A 15,281-nucleotide genomic window follows, 5' to 3' on the forward strand; every position below is an offset into this window, starting at 1 on the left:
CTGACTGATCGACACGATCGGCCTCTGGCCGGAAGTCGCTCCTCCCGGCCGGCTCCGCTCAACGGTGCGCGCCCCACCCGCGGTCCTCGGAGGCGATCAGGAACGCTTCCGACCGAGGGGCAGGCACTCATGACCGCACCCACGCCCGCAAGAACACCGCGCCGGACGCTGCTGGGCGTCGCCGTGACCGCCGCACTGACCGCCACCACCCTGACCACGACGACCCTGACCACCACCGCGACGGCCGCCCCGGCCCACGCACAGGACCGGCACGCCGCGACCCGCGCCGTGATGGAGGAGCACGTCAGAGCCGGGCTGCCCGGCGTCCTCGGCGGCACCCGGGAACGCACCGGCGGCCGGACCCTCGCCTGGAACGCCTCCGCGGGCGTCGCCGACCTCACCTCCGGCCGCAAGCGCCAGGAGCGGGACCACTTCCGCATCGGCAGCATCAGCAAGGTGTTCACCTCGGTGGTGCTGCTGCAGCTGGAGGACGAGGGCCGGCTCGACCTCGACGACACCGTGGAGAAATACCTGCCCGGCGTCGTCCACGGCAACGGCCACGACGGCAACCGCATCACCTTGCGCCAACTGCTCAACCACACCAGCGGCATCTACAACTACACGGATGATCCGGCCTTCCGGAAGGAGCTCACCGAGGACTTCACCGCGCACCGGTACCAGACCCGCACCCCGGCCCAGCTGGTGGCGACCGCCATGCGGCACGCCCCGTCCTTCTCACCCGGCGAGCCGGGCAAGTGGCAGTACTCCAACACCAACTACATCCTGGCCGGCATGGTGGTCGAGAAGGTCACGGGGCACTCCTACGCCTCCGAGATCGAGCGGCGCATCCTGCGCCCCCTGGGCCTGCGCCAGACCAGCCTGCCCGGCACCTCGCCCTGGATGCCCGACCCCTCCGGTCGCGCCTACAGCAAAATGCTCGGCGATCCGGAGGGCCGCACCTACGACGTCACCGAGCTCAACATGACCTGGGGGTGGGCGGCCGGCGAGATCATCTCCACCACCGGCGACCTCAACCGCTTCTACAGCGCCCTGCTCGGCGGCGAGCTGCTGCCCGAACGCCGGCAGCGCGAACTGCTGACCACCGTGCCGGCGAACGACGACAAGTCCGTCGGATACGGACTCGGCGTCCAGACCTCCCGCCTGTCGTGCGGAAAGGACGTGTGGTTCCACAGCGGCGGCGTCCACGGCTCGGTCTCCCTGGCCGCGGCCACCCCCGACGGCCGGCACACCGCCGCCTTCAACGTCAACGGCGACTGGGCGGCGGTCGACCTGCAGGCCCTCCTGGAGTCCGAGTACTGCGGCACCCGCCCGCCGGCCGGCAAGGGCAGCGGCCCGGCACCCGAGCGGCTGCTCTCCCCGCGCTGACCCTGCGGCATCCCGGCGGCATCCCGGCGGCGGCGCACGGCCGCCGCCGGTTCGCGGCAACGCACACCGGGCGTGCGGTGTTGAGATGTAATGAGGCGTCGCACTGCAGCGTCGCACTGCGGTGTCTTCCCAGCGAAGGAGCGGACCGTGACGGATCCGGAACGGGAACGGGCGGAGTCGGCGGCCCGGCAGGCGGCGGCGCAGCTGACCGCCCAGGGCGTGCACGCCGTGGCCCTGACCTTCGTGGACAACGCCGGGATCACGCGCGTCAAGGCGGTGCCGACCGGCCGGCTGAGCCACGCCGCCCGCCGGGGCGTGGGGGCCTCGCCCACCTTCGACGTCTTCCTCTCCGACGACTCCGCCGTCACCAGCCCCCACATCGGCGGCCCCGACGGCGACCTGCGGCTCTTCCCCGACCTCGACCGGCTCACGGTGCTCGCCGCCCGCCCGGGCTGGGCCTGGGCGCCCGCCGACCGCCACGAGCAGCACGGCGGGGCGTACGCCGCGTGCCAGCGGCTGTTCGCCCGCCGCATGACGCGGGCCGCCGGCGAGCGGGGCCTGGAGCTGCGGATGGGCTTCGAGACCGAGTGGGTCGTCGCGCACGCCGGAGCACCCGGCCCCGGGCCCGGCTGGGCCGCGACCGGACCGGCGTACGGCATGGCGCGCGTGACGGAGCTGTCCGGCTACCTCCGGGACGTCCTCGCCGCCCTGGCCGCACAGGAGGTGACGGCCCTGCAGATCCATCCCGAGTACACGCCCGGGCAGTTCGAGGTCTCCGTCGCCGCGAGCGACCCGGTGGACGCGGCCGACCTGGTCGTCCTCGTGCGCGAGACGATCCGCGCGGTCTCCGCCGACCACGGCCTCGACGCCTACTTCGGGCCCGTCGTCGAGCCCGGCGGCGTCGGCAACGGCGCCCACCTGCACCTGAGCCTGTGGCGGGAGGGGGTGAACCTGTGCCGGGCCGGCGACGGCCCGTTCGCGATGCACCGGGAGTGCGAGGCGTTCCTCGCGGGCGTCCTCCACGAGCTGCCGGCCCTGCTGGCCCTGGGCGCCCCCTCACCCGCCAGCTACCTGCGCCTGGAACCCTCGCGCTGGGCGGGGGCCTTCCAGTGCTGGGGCCTGGAGAACCGGGAGGCCGCACTGCGCTTCGTCACCGGCGCCCCGGACGACCCCTCGGGCGCCAACGCCGAGGTCAAGTGCTTCGACGCGGCCGCCAATCCCTATCTCGTGACCGGCGCGGTCATCGCCGCAGGGCTGGCCGGCATCGAGCAGGGGCGCACCCTGCCGCCGCCGGTGGCCGGCGACCCGGCCACGACGGGCGGCCAACTGCGCCTGCCCACCTCGCTGACCGAGGCCACCGACCGCTTCGCCGGCTCGGCGCTGCTGCGCTCGGCGCTCGGCGACCCGCTGTTCGAGGCGATCGTGGCCGTCCGCAGAGGAGAGGCCGCGCTGTACGAGGGTGCCTCCCCCGCGGCCGTAGCCGCCGCCACCCGGGGACGGTACTGAGATGCCCGGCACCGCGGTCACCGATCTCGCCATTCCGCCCCTGGTCGACCAGCACTGCCACGGGATCGACCGCCGGGAGCTGGCGGCCGCCGACTTCGCGGCGTACCTCACCGAGTCCGACGCACCTCCCGCGACGGGCACCTCCTTCTTCGACACCCAGCTCGGCTTCGCCGTACGCCGCTGGTGCCCGCCGCTGCTCGGGCTGGAAGCGCACTGCACCCCGGGCCACTACCTCGAACGCCGACGGGAACTGGGCGCCGCCGAGGCCGCGCGGCGGCTGCTGGGGGCCACCGGCATCGCCGAGTACCTCGTGGACACCGGCATCCCCGGCGACCTGACCGGCCCCCGCGAGCTGGCCGCCGCAGGCGGCGGAGCCACCTGGCACGAGGTCGTCCGCCTCGAACCGCTGGCCGAGCGCGCCGCCGACACCGCCGACGGGCCCGGGGCCTTCCTGGACGCCCTCGCCACCGCCGTCACCGACGCCGCCCGCCACGCGGTGGGCTTCAAGTCGGTCGCCGCCTACCGTCACGGCCTCGACCTGCCTCCGGACCGCCCGCGCCCGGCACAGGTGCGCACCGCCGCCGACCAGTGGCTGCTGACCCGAGCACCGGGCGAGCGTCTCACGGACCCGGTCCTGCTGCGCCACCTGCTGTGGTCGGCGGCCGACACCGCGCTGCCCCTGCAGGTGCACACCGGCTTCGGCGACCCCGACCTGACGCTGCACCGCAGCGACCCCCTGCTGCTGACGGACTTCGTGCGCGCCGTGCGCCCCACCGGCGCCACCGTGGTGCTGCTGCACTGCTACCCCTACCACCGCGGTGCCGCCTACCTGGCGAGCGTCTTCCCCCACGTGTACGCCGACATGGGGCTGGCCCTGAGTCACACCGGCGCCCGGGCCCACGCGGTACTGGCGGAGATGCTGGAGCTCACCCCGTTCGGCAAACTGCTGTTCTCCACGGACGCCTACGGCCTGCCCGAGCTGTACGTGGTGGGTGCCGAGCTCTTCCGCCGGGCCCTGTCCCGGCTGCTCGGCGACTGGGTGGCCGAGGGCGCCTGGTCGGCGGCGGACGCCGGGCGGGTGGCGGCGATGGTCGCGGCGGACAACGCCCGCCGCGTCTACCGCCTGGGCAGCACCGCATCCCGGCCGCACCGGCCGCAACCACCCCGCACTGAGCCGTCCGGGTGAAGGCCCCCGCCGAACGGCCCAGCCCCTGCCCCGCGCCGGTACCGTCGCGGCCGGGCCGCCGCCCGCAGGGGGTGGAGGCGGCGAGGGCGACGAAGGGCACTGCGACCGATGCGACATCCGATCCCGGGCCCCCTCGTCTGCGCGCTGGCCGCGGCGCTGGTGCTGAGCACACCGTGCGACGCCCGGGCGGCCACCGGGACGTTCACGTACTTCACCCGGCAGGGGGCGGAGGCGCACGACATCACCGACCCGGTCGACGGGCGCTGCTACGCCGTCGGCGAGGCCCGGGGCATCGTGGGCAACGAGACCGACCGCAACGCCTACCTGTTCGACACCCCGGACTGCCAGGGCGCCGCCGCGTACTTCCCGGTCGGCTTCTACCGCCTGGAGTCCTTCCACAGCGTGCTCTTCCTGCACTGAGCGGTGCGTCACCCGTTCGGCCGTCACCCGCCGGATGCGCGTTCCCCCTCCCCTCCCGCCGGTCTTCGCTACTCTGGGCGGTCGAGCCGCCGACGCGGGGAGGACGCATGGGCAGCCCAGTGGTCTGGAGCACCGACCGCATCCACGAGGTCCTCGGCTGCCCCGATCTGTGCCGGCGCTTCGCCCTCGAACTGGGCCGCGCCCCGGCCCGCGAGACGGCCGCCGTCCTCGCGAAGTGGCAGGGCATCGCCGAGCGCACCCTCGCCGCCGTCGAGCGCGGCCGGCGGGACGCCGCGCTGGAGGCGGCGGGCGGCCAGGTGCCCGGCGAGTGGATCGACATCACCCAGAAGGTGCAGCGGGACGCCGCCCTCGTTCGCGCCCGCGGGACGGCCTGAGCTGACAGTCTGGGCCGCGTGTACGCGCTGAAATACGATGCGACGATAGCGGCCGTCTGGGACTGCCTGCCCGCACCGGTGAGCGAGCACCTCAGCGGCGTCCTCGCCGCCGCCTGCGCGGACCCCCTCGCGTCCACCGTCCCGTACGGCGAGGACGACGGCATCATGCGGATGCTGGTGCTCGACGACGTCTTCCTCGTCCTCTACCTCGGGCACCAGACCAGGACGCTGCACATCTACCAGATCGACTACCTCGGCTGAGGCCGTCGCGCCAGGCCGGCGAGGACCTCGGCGGCGCGGTCCAGCTCCTCCTCGGTGTTGTAGTAGTGCGGCGAGAGGCGCACCAGCGGGTGCACGCCGCGCACTTCGGTGTCGAACTGCGACTGCTCGGGCACCGTGACGGTCACGTTGATGCCGTGGCGGGCCAGTTCGGCCTTGACCTCCTCCGCCGGAACGCCCTCGACGGCGGCGGTGACGATGGCGCAGCGGTCGCGTCCCAGGTCGTGGGTGCGGGCCCCGGGAATGGCGTCGATCCGCTCGCGCAGGGCGGCGCCCAGGGCGACGGCCCGGTCGCCGATCACCGGCAGACCGAGGTCGAGGGCCTGACGCACGGCGCTGCCCAGACCGAGGACGGCCGCGTAGTTCATCTCCCACGTCGCGAAGCGGCGGGCCCCGGAGCGCCAGGCATAGCCGTCGGCGCCGTCCCAGCGGGCGGACGCGGTCTCGCTGACGTGCGGCTCCAGGCGTTCGAGCATCTCCTCGCGCACCCACAGCAGGCCCGTGCCCCGCGGGCCGCGCAGGAATTTGCGGCCGGTGGCGCACAGCATGTCGCAGCCGATCTCGGCGACGTCGACGGGGAACTGGCCGACCGACTGGGTGGCGTCCAGCAGGAACGGCACCCCGGCCCGGCGGGTGATCCGGCCGATCTCGGCGACGGGGTTGACCAGCCCGCCGCTGGTGGGCACATGGCTCACCCCGACCAGGGCGGTGCGCTCGTCGATGAGTTCGGCCAGGGCGGCGGTGTCGAGCTGGCCGTGTTCGTCGTCGGGCACGACCACGATCTCGGCACCGGTGCGCCGGGCGGCGTGCACATAGGCCAGCACATTGCTGCCGTACTCCGAACGGCCGGTCAGGATGCGGTCGCCCGGGCGCAGGGGCAGGGCGTAGAAGGCGGCCTGCCAGGCGTGGGTGGCGTTGTCGAACAGTGCCACCTCGTCGGGGCGGCCGCCGAGGAGTTCGGCGACGAGGGCGGGCACCGCGCGGATGTCGGCCTCGCGTTCGGCGGCGGCCTCGTAGCCGCCGATGCGCGCCTCGAGTTCGAGGTGGCCGGTCACGGCGTCGAGGGTGGCGCGGGTCGGCAGGGCGGCACCGGCGTTGTTCAGGTGCACGCGGTGGGCGCAGCCCGGGGTGTCGCGGCGCAGTGCGGCAATGTCCATGGGTCCCCTCTCATCGCAGCTCTCCTGGCGCGACTCTCATGGCGCAACGGTCGGCCGGCAGTCCGACTCCATCACGGGAACCGCCCCGGTGACCAGCCCCCTGACCTCGGACGAAGGGACCGTCTGCGACGGGTGCGTATCCGTGCCGGAGCCGTGTCGTTGACAGGACAGGCGGCAGGAGGGCCGGACAGATGCGCATCCAGATCATCACAGCGGGCACCACGGGTTCCGTCGCTCCGTACACCGGCCTGGGGCACCGGCTCTTCGCCGAGGGCCACGACGTGGAGATCGTGGCGCACGAGCGGTTCGAGGAGACGGTGGCCTGCTGCGGGCTGCGGATGCGCCCGCTGCCCGGGGATCCCTTCGAGGAGCTGCTGGGCGCCCACAACCGGCTGCGCGGGGGCGGTCGTTCGCCGTTGGCCCTGGCGCGGTTCGCGCGGGCCACCGAGCGGGCGGCGCTGGCGCTGGTGGAGGGCGTGCTGGCCGCGGTGGACCTCAAGGCCGACCTGGTGCTGCTGTCGGCCCTGGTGGCGCCGCTGGGGCGGGTGGTGGCGCAGTACCACCAGATCCCGAGCATGGGCGTGTTCCTGCAGCCGGACACGCCCACCGCGGCGTTCTCGCCGTGCACGACGGCATGGCGGTCGCCGGGCCGGACGAACCGGCTGCGCGGCCGCTGCGCCAACGGGGTGCTGGACGCGCTGTATGCCGCGGCCAACCGCAGCCTGCACGCGCGGCTGGGGCTCGCCCACCGCAGCGTGCACCGGCTGCGGGCGGAGCGGGAGCGGTCTCGCTGGCCGATCTGGCACGGTTTCAGCCCCACGGTGCTGCCGCGCCCGGCGGACTGGCGGCCCGGGCTGCACGTCGCCGGCTACTGGTGGCCGCACGAGTGCGCGGGCTGGCAGCCGCCGGGGCTGGTCGACGACTTCCTGGCGGCGGGGCCGCCGCCGGTGTTCGTGGGCTTCGGCAGCATGATGCCGGGCGATCCCGAGCGGCTTGCCGAGATCACCGCCCGGGCGCTGCGGAAGGCGGGCGTGCGGGGCGTGGTGCAGTCCGGCTGGGCGGGCCTGTCGGTGGTCAGCGACGACGTCATCACGGTCGGGGCGATGCCGCACGGCTGGCTGCTGCCGCGCATGGCGGCGGTCGTCCACCACGCCGGCGCCGGGACGACCGCCGCCGGTCTGCGCGCGGGTGTGCCGGCGGTTCCGGTGCCGGTCTTCACCGACCAGCCGTGGTGGGCCGAGCGGCTGGTGCGGCTCGGGGTGAGCCCGGGGGTGCTGCCGTTCTCCGGGCTGACGGCGGACCGGCTGGCCGGCGCGCTGCACCGGGTGACGGCCGAGCCGCGCTTCGCCCGCCGGGCCACGGAACTGGCCGCCCGGCTGGGCCTGGAGGACGGCGCCGGCGCGGTGTCCCGGGCGGTCGCGGAGGCCACCTGTTGACCCCGGCCGGCACGTCGTGGAACGTCGAGGAGCCCGTAGTGAGACTTCCCTTCCCCCCGCCCGCCCCTTCCCCGGTCCTGCCGGCGGACACCGAGCAGCCCGCCGGGTTCTCGATGCCACCGCTGGACGCCTGGCTGCACCGGCACCAGAGCAGCGGGGCGGTGTGCATGACCGCCGGGCTGCTGGCCTGGTTCGAGGGCCCGGCGCCCCGGCTCGGCGAGCTGCGCGAGCTGGTGGCGGCCCGCTGGGGCGCCTACGAGCGGCTGCGCCTGGTGGCCGGGCCGGACCGGGGGGATCCCCGTACGTGGCCGTGGTGGACGCCGGCCGCGGCCTTCGACCCCGAGTGGCACGTCACCGAGGGTCCGCCGGGCGGCCTCGCGGGCGTGGCCGGGCACCTGCTGGCCCAGCCGATGGGCCGGGACCGGCCGGCGTGGCGGCTGCACCTGCTGCCGGCTGCGGGCGGTTTCGCGTTGCTGTTGTGCTGTCACCACGCCCTGTTGGACGGAATGTCCATGGTGACGCTGGTGCGGGCGCTGCTGGACCAGCCGACCGGGGTGCCCGGGCAGCGCAGTCTGCCGGGCCCGGCGCCCGGCGGCCCGGGGCGGTTCGCGGTGGCGCGGGCGCTGGCCGACCTGGTGCCCCGGGCGCGGCCGCTGCCGTTCCACGGGCCGGTGGACTCCCGGCGCGTGGTGTCCTGGTGCCGGGTGCCGGCGGCGGATCTGGGTGCGGCCCGGGAGGCGCTGCCGTCGGGGCGGGCCTCGGCCAACGCCGTCTTTCTGGCGGCGACGGCCGGCGCGCTGCAGGCGGCGGGGGTGACCGGGCGGCTGCGGCTGCCGGGCGTGTGCGCGATGGTGCCCGTGGACGTGCGCTCCCCCGGCGGGCCGGCGCCGTTGGGCAACCACTACGCCGCGGTCAGGGTGCCGCTGCCGATGACGGGCAGCCCACTGCGGCGGCTCGCGGCGGTGGACGCCTTCACGCGGCGGGCGGGGCTCAAGCGCCGGGCGCGGGCCCAGGCGTTGCTGGTGGCCTCGCGGCCGCACCGCTACGGCGCCGTGGGCGAGGCGCTCGGTCGGTACGCCGACTCCTGCCTGTATTCCTCGCTGCTGTGTTCCAGCCTCGCCACCCACGCGGGCCCGCTCGGACTGGGGCGGGCCCGGCTGACCGGGATCGCCGCGCTGCCGTCGCTGAGCCCCGGGCATCCGGTGGCCGTGACGATGAGCCTGCACGACGGCGGTGCCACGCTGACCGTGGTCAGTGACCAGGGCCACCGCCGCATCGCGGAGCGGCTGCCCGCGCTGATCGGCCAGGAGATCCTCGCGCTGTGCCCCTGAACAGGCCGCCGGGGCCCGGCCGCGGGGGCCCGCGGCGGGCGGGCAGGCGGGCAGTAACGTCACGCCGCGGCTCTCGTTCCCCTGGTGAAACCCCCCACGAACGGAGACCGGCCGTGCCGACGCGTACCGCACTCTTGGAAGAGGTCATCCCGCTCACCCTCGACGGTTACGCGTACAGCGGCCGGGTCGTCCACCAGCCCGGGGCCAGGCTCGCCCCCATCGTCTTCGTCGGCGGGGCGTTCCAGTACCAGAACGCGTGGGGGCGGCTGGAGCAGGGCTGCCGGGAGGCGGCGAGCGTGATCACCGTCGACCTGCCGGGCTGGGGCGGGGCGGACCGGCTGCCGGCGCACTACGGCTTCGACTTCCTCGCCGAGGCCCTCGACCAGCTGCTGGAGAAGGTCGCGCCGTCCCCCGTCAACGTCCTGGGCACCTCCTACGGGACGGCCGTGGCCTACGAGTGGGCGCGGGCGCACCCGGGGCGGGCCGAACGCCTGGCGCTGGTGGGCACGATGTCCCATCTGACGCCGCGGGTGCGGGCCACGGTCGAGCAGACCATCCGGCTGGCGGAGGAGGGCCGGCGCAGCGAGTTCGCGCAGTGCGTGATCGAGGGGATGGTGTGCACCTCGCCCCGGGTGACGGTCTCGCGCCGGCCCACGGTCGTGCGCTGCCTGAACCGGGCGCTGCACGAGATGAGCGACGAAGACCTGCGCAAGTTCCGGGACAACTCCGAGCGGCTCCTGGCGCGTTCGACGCTGCCCGGGGGGACGGCGGTGCGGGTGCCGGCCCTGGTGGTGACCGGTGAGCACGACCCGCTGAGCACCCCGGCGCTGGGCCGGCAGGCGGCCGCCCGGCTGGCGGACGCCCGCTTCACCACCCTGCGCAACGCCGATCACCTGGTGCACCTGGAGTGCCCGGGCGAGCTGGTGGACCTGCTGCTGCGCTTCTATTCCGGCGACTGCCTGGACGGGCTGGAGTACTGCCGGCCCGTGGAGTACTTCCGGCACCGCTCGGTGGGCACGCTCCCCTCGCCGCGGCCGGCCCGGGAGCTGTAGGAAGGCCCTTCAGTCCTCGTGGGCGCCGGCGGGCAGGTGGCGCAGCGTCATGCGGGTCGTGGTGCGGAAGGCGTAGTCGAGCATCTTCGCGGCGTCGCGGTAGCGGTCGCCCTGGGCGGCGAGGACGGCGCCGATGACGGTGTGCTCGCCGCGGCGGGCGGCGAAGACCAGGCAGGGGCCTGCGGCGCGCGTGGAGCCGGTCTTGATGCCGATGACGCCGTCGTAGGAGCCGAGCAGCTTGTTGGTGTTGTACCAGGTGTAGAGGCGGTTGACGTTCTGCGCCCGCTGCCGGGTGCTCATGGCGCGCACGACGGTGGCGAAGGTGTCGCTGGACAGGGCGTGCGCGGCGAGGACGGCCAGGTCGTGCGGGGACGTCCAGTTGTTTCCCGCGGGGCCGGAATTTCCGTCGAAGGAATCGTAATGGGTGTCGGCGAGCCCGAGTTCCTGCGCTTTTTTGTTCATGTCGGCGACGAAGGATGCGGTGCGTTCCTTTTCCGTGGCGCCGCTGCCGAAGGTGTCGGCCAGTGCGTAGGCGGCGTCGCAGCCGGAGGGCAGCATCAGGGCGTACAGCAGCTGCCGTACGGTGAGCCGGTCGCCGGTGCGCAGGTCGGCGGTGCTGGCCTGCTGGTCGCGTACCCAGTCGCGGTAGACCTGTTTGACGGTGACCTCGCGGTCGAGGTCGGCGACGTGCTCGTCGACGACCACGACCGCGGTCATGACCTTGGTGGTGCTGGCCATCGGGCGCCGTACGTCGGCGGCCTTGCCGAACAGCGGCTGGTCGCCGTCGGCCAGGTACGCGCCCTTGGCGCCGACGGTCGGTGGCGGTGGCTCGCCGGCGGCCCGGGCTCCGGCGGCCGGGAGGGCTGCCGTGACAGCCGCGGTCGAGGCCGTCAGCGCCACCGCCAGGCGGCGCAGCCGCTGGACGGCGATTCCCCCACAACGCTGCATGCGATCTCCAGTTGTCCTCGCTCATCGGGTTGAGGCGAGCGAAATGCTGGCACCTCGCAGCACACGAGACGAAATCCGTTTCACTCCTACGAGCAGATCGTCGGATTGTTCATCGGCGGTCGAATACACGTGCCCGATGAGCGAGGAGGTCACAGGGGAAGAGCGGCGGCCCGATCAGCCGTTGCAGACACCCTTGGCGTAGTCGATGGTCGCGCCGGCCTGGGAGTGGCGCCACTGCTGGTCGAGCAGGCTGCTCTCCAGCTGCTTGGCGGCCTGCGGGCTCTCCACGATGTAGCCGAAGTCCTGGAGCCAGGAGGGGTAGAGGTTCTTCGAGCCGACGTAGAAGGCCGAGCTGTCGACGGAGATCAGCTTGTGGTGCTGGGCGTAGGGGTGCCCGTCGGCCCACGTGGCGTTCGGGGAGCTGCGGAAGGTGGCCAGCTGCAGGTTGCTGCACATGGCCGCGCGGGCCTTGCCGTCGTCGCCGGTGACCTTGGCGAGGCGGGCCTTGAGGGTGTCGCTGATCTCGGACAGCGACTTGATCTGGGAGTAGCCTCCGCTGCCGACCGCACCGCGGTTGGCCGGGTCGCTGACGACGATGCGCACCTTGACGCCCGCGGCGAGCTTGGCGGCGAGGGTGTCGTAGAGGCGGACGTCGTAGCGCGGCAGGGGCGGGCAGGTGGCGTTGAGGTCCTGCTGGGAGATCTCGATGTGCCGCTCGGCGCTGGCCACCAGGGCGCGCAGGGCGCTCTCCTCGGGGTTGACCGTGTCGTAGTCGCGGTCGGCGTTGGTCCGGTCGGGCAGGCCGACGACGCACTTGGTGTCGGGGGCGGTGGGCAGCTGCGGCCGGTACGCGGAGGAGGTGTCGCGGTCCTTGATGCCGATGCCGAGGCCGCCGACGGCGATGACGGGGACGTCACCGGTGGGGCCGGCGGGCTCGGGGTTGGCCTCCTTCTCCATGGCGGGCATGCAGTCGCCGCCGGAGGAGGCGAACCACACGGAGGCGATGTTGGACTTGTTGCGGCAGGTCCAGCCCCACAGCGTGTCCAGGTAGCGGCCGGCGGAGTGCGCGGCCGGGCCGGTCAGCGCCAGGTCGACGTCGGTGACGGGGTGGGCGGTCTCCAGGTAGTCGCCCTTCCAGTTGTTGATGCCGCCCGTGACGGCCGATGCGCCGTCGACGACCAGCAGCTTGGAGTGGTTCCAGGAGAAGCCGGTCTTGGAGGTGGTCATCGACGCGACGTTGAGCGTGACGTTGTCGGCGGCGGCGCCGAGGCGGGCCTTGAGGTCGTCGCGGTACTTCGAGGGCAGGACGTTCATGTGGTAGACGGGGGCGGCGCCGACCAGCACCCGTACCTTGAGCTTGTTGCCGGCGGCGACCGACGACTTCAGGCCGGCGGCTATGGCGTCCTGGAAGGCGCCGTCGGGGAAGGGCGCGAGGGTGGAGATGTCCACGGTGCGCCGCGCCTTGGAGATGTTCTCCGTCATCTTGGCCAGCAGCCGCTTGGTGCCCGGGCGTTCGGTGCACGTGGCGTCGCCCCAGCAGCCGGGCGTCTGCAGCAGCCAGTCGGCCGGGTCGGCGGCGGAGGCGTCGAGGCGGTTGCCCTCGGTGCGCTGCCAGACCTCGCCCTCCAGGCCGGGCGAGACCTCGCGCAGCGACTTCTCGACGGCGTCCAGGTGCGGGGTGGCCGAGGGGCTCGCGACCGCGGGGGCCGCGGGCAGCACGGCGAGGACGACGGCCGACGCCGCCGCGCTGCGCGCGAGACGGTGGGTACGGCGTGGTGGGCGACGACGGGGCACTGTGCATCCTTCAACTAAGTAGGTCATGGGCGGGGTTGGGCCTTCGGTGATGGGTCATCACTTCGTGAACGAAGAGTAAACGGAAGATCAACTTCAGCAAAGCCGTGCTCTTCCGCCCCGCGTCCACCTCACGTATGACACGCCCCCTCCCCACCCGCCCTCAGAGGTACGCCAGGACCGCCTCAGGGGCTGACTCCCGCCCCCACCGGCCGGACGTATTTTCGAGATCGACGGCGGCGCGGCGCCGGCGAGGCCGCCCGCGCGCCCGGAACGTCCCCGATGAGAGGCAACAGATGTACGGCAAGGCATTCGCCCCCGAGTACCGCGGAGCCCTCGGCGAGCTCTCGGTCAACTCCTCCATCGAGGAGGTCCTGCGCACGGCCACCGAGCAGCTGCGCGAGGCCGAAGCGGCCGGCAGCGACCTGGAGTCGGCCCACGCCGGCCTCGCCGCCGCCGAGGCCGCCAGGCGCCTGGGCCGCATCGAGGAGGCGGACCGGGCCTGGCGGGCCAGCTACCGGGCCGCGCGGCGGGCCGGCGACGAGGGCGCCATGGCCTGGGCCGTCTGGAGTGGTGGCACGCTCGCCCGGCAGCGCGGCCGGCTCGCCCTCGCCCGCCGGCTCCTCGCCCTGGCCGCCGACCTGGCCGAGCGGGGCGGCGACGTCGTCGCGCGCGGCTACTCACTGGCCGGCCTGGCCGAGACCGGCCGTATCCAGGGCGACTACGCGGCCGTGGCCGACCTGCACGAGAAGCTGCTCGCCGAGGCGAGACGGCGCGGCGAGGCCCGGCACACCGTGTGGGCCCTGGAGGGCATCGCGCAGATGCACCGCAACACCGGCGCCCACGACAAGGCGCTGGAGATGTTCGAGGAGGCGGCCTCCATAGCCCTGGCCGCCGACGACACCCGCGGGCACGCCTGGGCGCTGCGCGGCATCGCCGACGTGCTGTCCCTGCGCGGGCAGACCCGGCGGGCCCTGGAGCTGCTGTCGCAGGCCGAGGCGGGCTGCCGCCGCATGCGCCTGGCGGGCGCGCTCGCCTACAACCACAAGATGCGCGGCAACGTCCTCTTCCGCGCCGGCCGGTACGAGGAGGCGCGCGCCGTCTACGAGGAGGCGCTGGCGGAGTTCCGGGAGATGGCCGAGCCGCGCGGCACCGCCCTGGCGACGCTCGGGCTCGTCAAGTCCCGCGCCCGGCTCGGGGAGGACCCCGCCCGCACGGCCGCCGCGCTCGACGCGCTGGAACAGTCGCTGGAGGGGACGGGGCTGCGGCACGTGCGGGAGATGGTCGCCACGGCGCGCGCGGAGCTGGACCCGGCGACGGCGGGGGCCCGGCGATGACGACCGCACCCCCCGTCGTCGGGGCGCAGCAGGTCCTCGCGCGCTGCCGCACCCTGGTGGAACCCGCGCTGCGGGAGGCCGTGGCGAGCCTGCACCCCTGGCCGCACCGCATGGCCTCCTTCTCCCTCGGCTGGTGCGAGGCCGACGGCACGCCCGCCGCCGGCGGCGGGGGCAAGGGCGTGCGCCAGGCCCTGGCCGTTCTGGGCGCCGAGGCGGTGGGCGCCCCGCGCGAGCACGCCGTGGCCGCGGCCGTCGCCGTGGAGCTCGTGCACACCTTCTCGCTGCTGCACGACGACATCATGGACGGCGACGAACGGCGCCGGCACCGCGCCAGCGCGTGGAAGGAGTACGGCACGGGGCCGGCGGTGCTGGCCGGCGACGCCCTCTTCGCGCTCGCGGTGGAGAAGCTGGCCGGCTCCGCCGGCCCGCACAGCGCGCAGGCCCTCGGGCTGCTGGCCGGGGCGATGCGCTCGCTGGTCCACGGCCAGGCGGAGGACCTGCTGTTCGAGACCCGCCCCTGGACGGGCCCGGCGGCGGTCACGGCCGTCGCGTACGAGGCGATGGCGGCGGCCAAGACGGGCGCCCTGTTGGCGTGCGCCCTGACCCTCGGCCCGGTGCTGGCCGGCGCGCCGGGGGCGGTCACCGACGCCCTCGCCGCCGCGGGAAGGGATCTGGGCACCGCCTTCCAGGCCGTGGACGACGTCCTCGGTATCTGGGGGGACCCGGCGCACACGGGCAAGCCGGTCCACGCCGACCTGCGGCGGGGCAAGAAGACGCTGCCGGTCCTGGCGGCGCTGGCAGCGGGCGGTGAGGCGGGCCGCCGGCTGGGGGCCCTGCTGGGCGCGCCCCTGGACGCGGAGGCGGCCCGGCGGGCGGCGCACCTGGTGGAGGAGGCGGGCGGCCGCGCCGCGGCCCTGGCACTGGCCCGCGAACGGGCCGCCTCGGCGCGCTCGCGGTTGGAGGCGGCGCCGCTCGCACCGGAGGCACGGCGGGAATTGCTGGAACTGGCCGATCACTTGACGGACCGGCGAGTGTAGGGGGTGCCGCCGGCGGCGGT

The 15,281-nt window shown here is 74.5% G+C and carries 14 protein-coding genes; 11 read left to right on the forward strand and 3 right to left on the reverse strand.

The features are described from left to right. The first annotated feature begins 129 nt into the window (after window positions 1-129). The 6 genes from AB0K17_RS18035 (at window position 130) to AB0K17_RS18060 (ending at window position 5,154) form a co-directional block, all read left to right on the forward strand. Window positions 130-1,386: a serine hydrolase domain-containing protein gene (locus AB0K17_RS18035; protein WP_365965766.1), complete on the forward strand. Its 1,257-nt coding sequence runs from the start codon at window positions 130-132 to the stop codon at window positions 1,384-1,386. Between the two features lie 147 nt (window positions 1,387-1,533). After that, a complete protein-coding gene (locus tag AB0K17_RS18040; RefSeq protein ID WP_365983523.1) occupies window positions 1,534-2,892 on the forward strand; it encodes a glutamine synthetase family protein in 1,359 nt (452 codons plus the stop codon). A 1-nt stretch (window position 2,893) separates the two neighbouring features. Next, the gene (locus AB0K17_RS18045) at window positions 2,894-4,078 is read left to right on the forward strand and encodes an amidohydrolase family protein (protein ID WP_365983524.1); all 1,185 of its coding nucleotides are present in this window, start codon (window positions 2,894-2,896) and stop codon (window positions 4,076-4,078) included. A gap of 108 nt (window positions 4,079-4,186) precedes the next feature. Then, entirely contained in the window at window positions 4,187-4,498 is a 312-nt protein-coding gene (locus AB0K17_RS18050; protein ID WP_365965769.1) for a hypothetical protein, read from the forward strand. Window positions 4,499-4,605: 107 nt separating this feature from the next. Next, on the forward strand, window positions 4,606-4,893 hold the full coding sequence (locus tag AB0K17_RS18055; RefSeq protein ID WP_365965770.1) for a hypothetical protein: 288 nt from the start codon (window positions 4,606-4,608) through the stop codon (window positions 4,891-4,893). 18 nt (window positions 4,894-4,911) lie between these two features. Next, window positions 4,912-5,154: a hypothetical protein gene (locus AB0K17_RS18060; RefSeq protein ID WP_344438819.1), complete on the forward strand. Its 243-nt coding sequence runs from the start codon at window positions 4,912-4,914 to the stop codon at window positions 5,152-5,154. On the opposite strand, the gene AB0K17_RS18065 is transcribed toward AB0K17_RS18060, so the two are convergent. Further along, window positions 5,142-6,329 (reverse strand): aminotransferase class V-fold PLP-dependent enzyme, encoded by a 1,188-nt coding sequence (locus tag AB0K17_RS18065; protein ID WP_365983525.1) that lies wholly within the window; start codon window positions 6,327-6,329, stop codon window positions 5,142-5,144. The two genes, AB0K17_RS18060 and AB0K17_RS18065, sit on opposite strands and share 13 nt — an antisense overlap. Window positions 6,330-6,520: 191 nt before the next feature. Here AB0K17_RS18065 and AB0K17_RS18070 point away from each other — a divergent pair, with 191 nt between their 5' ends. From AB0K17_RS18070 to AB0K17_RS18080, 3 genes are all read left to right on the forward strand, one after another. Further along, a complete protein-coding gene (locus AB0K17_RS18070) occupies window positions 6,521-7,765 on the forward strand; it encodes a glycosyltransferase (protein WP_365965772.1) in 1,245 nt (414 codons plus the stop codon). A 38-nt stretch (window positions 7,766-7,803) separates the two neighbouring features. Next, window positions 7,804-9,096, forward strand: coding sequence for a wax ester/triacylglycerol synthase domain-containing protein (locus AB0K17_RS18075; protein ID WP_365965773.1), 1,293 nt, complete (start codon window positions 7,804-7,806; stop codon window positions 9,094-9,096). Window positions 9,097-9,209: 113 nt separating this feature from the next. After that, window positions 9,210-10,148: an alpha/beta hydrolase gene (locus AB0K17_RS18080; protein ID WP_365965774.1), complete on the forward strand. Its 939-nt coding sequence runs from the start codon at window positions 9,210-9,212 to the stop codon at window positions 10,146-10,148. 9 nt (window positions 10,149-10,157) lie between these two features. On the opposite strand, the gene AB0K17_RS18085 is transcribed toward AB0K17_RS18080, so the two are convergent. Continuing rightward, entirely contained in the window at window positions 10,158-11,096 is a 939-nt protein-coding gene (locus AB0K17_RS18085) for a serine hydrolase (RefSeq protein ID WP_365965775.1), read from the reverse strand. Between the two features lie 174 nt (window positions 11,097-11,270). Then, on the reverse strand, window positions 11,271-12,890 hold the full coding sequence (locus AB0K17_RS18090; RefSeq protein WP_365983526.1) for a phospholipase D-like domain-containing protein: 1,620 nt from the start codon (window positions 12,888-12,890) through the stop codon (window positions 11,271-11,273). Between the two features lie 293 nt (window positions 12,891-13,183). On the opposite strand from AB0K17_RS18090, the gene AB0K17_RS18095 reads away from it, so the two are divergent. Next, window positions 13,184-14,224 carry a tetratricopeptide repeat protein gene (locus AB0K17_RS18095; protein WP_365965777.1) on the forward strand — a complete coding sequence of 347 codons (1,041 nt, stop codon included), beginning with the start codon at window positions 13,184-13,186 and terminating at the stop codon, window positions 14,222-14,224. Further along, window positions 14,221-15,261: a polyprenyl synthetase family protein gene (locus AB0K17_RS18100; RefSeq protein ID WP_365983527.1), complete on the forward strand. Its 1,041-nt coding sequence runs from the start codon at window positions 14,221-14,223 to the stop codon at window positions 15,259-15,261. Before AB0K17_RS18095 ends, AB0K17_RS18100 begins: the two co-directional genes overlap by 4 nt. The last annotated feature ends 20 nt before the right edge of the window (window positions 15,262-15,281 follow it).

The sequence above is a fragment of the Streptomyces sp. NPDC049585 genome, assembly GCF_040675615.1.
In the GTDB taxonomy this organism is placed as follows: domain Bacteria; phylum Actinomycetota; class Actinomycetes; order Streptomycetales; family Streptomycetaceae; genus Streptomyces; species Streptomyces luteosporeus.

Coding starts and splice junctions, on each gene's coding strand:
- AB0K17_RS18035 (WP_365965766.1), top strand. CDS start 130: ATGACCGCACCCACGCCCGCAAGAACACCGCGCCGGACGCTGCTGGGC.
- AB0K17_RS18045 (WP_365983524.1), top strand. CDS start 2,894: ATGCCCGGCACCGCGGTCACCGATCTCGCCATTCCGCCCCTGGTCGAC.
- AB0K17_RS18050 (WP_365965769.1), top strand. CDS start 4,187: ATGCGACATCCGATCCCGGGCCCCCTCGTCTGCGCGCTGGCCGCGGCG.
- AB0K17_RS18055 (WP_365965770.1), top strand. CDS start 4,606: ATGGGCAGCCCAGTGGTCTGGAGCACCGACCGCATCCACGAGGTCCTC.
- AB0K17_RS18065 (WP_365983525.1), bottom strand. CDS start 6,329: ATGGACATTGCCGCACTGCGCCGCGACACCCCGGGCTGCGCCCACCGC.
- AB0K17_RS18070 (WP_365965772.1), top strand. CDS start 6,521: ATGCGCATCCAGATCATCACAGCGGGCACCACGGGTTCCGTCGCTCCG.
- AB0K17_RS18085 (WP_365965775.1), bottom strand. CDS start 11,096: ATGCAGCGTTGTGGGGGAATCGCCGTCCAGCGGCTGCGCCGCCTGGCG.
- AB0K17_RS18095 (WP_365965777.1), top strand. CDS start 13,184: ATGTACGGCAAGGCATTCGCCCCCGAGTACCGCGGAGCCCTCGGCGAG.
- AB0K17_RS18100 (WP_365983527.1), top strand. CDS start 14,221: ATGACGACCGCACCCCCCGTCGTCGGGGCGCAGCAGGTCCTCGCGCGC.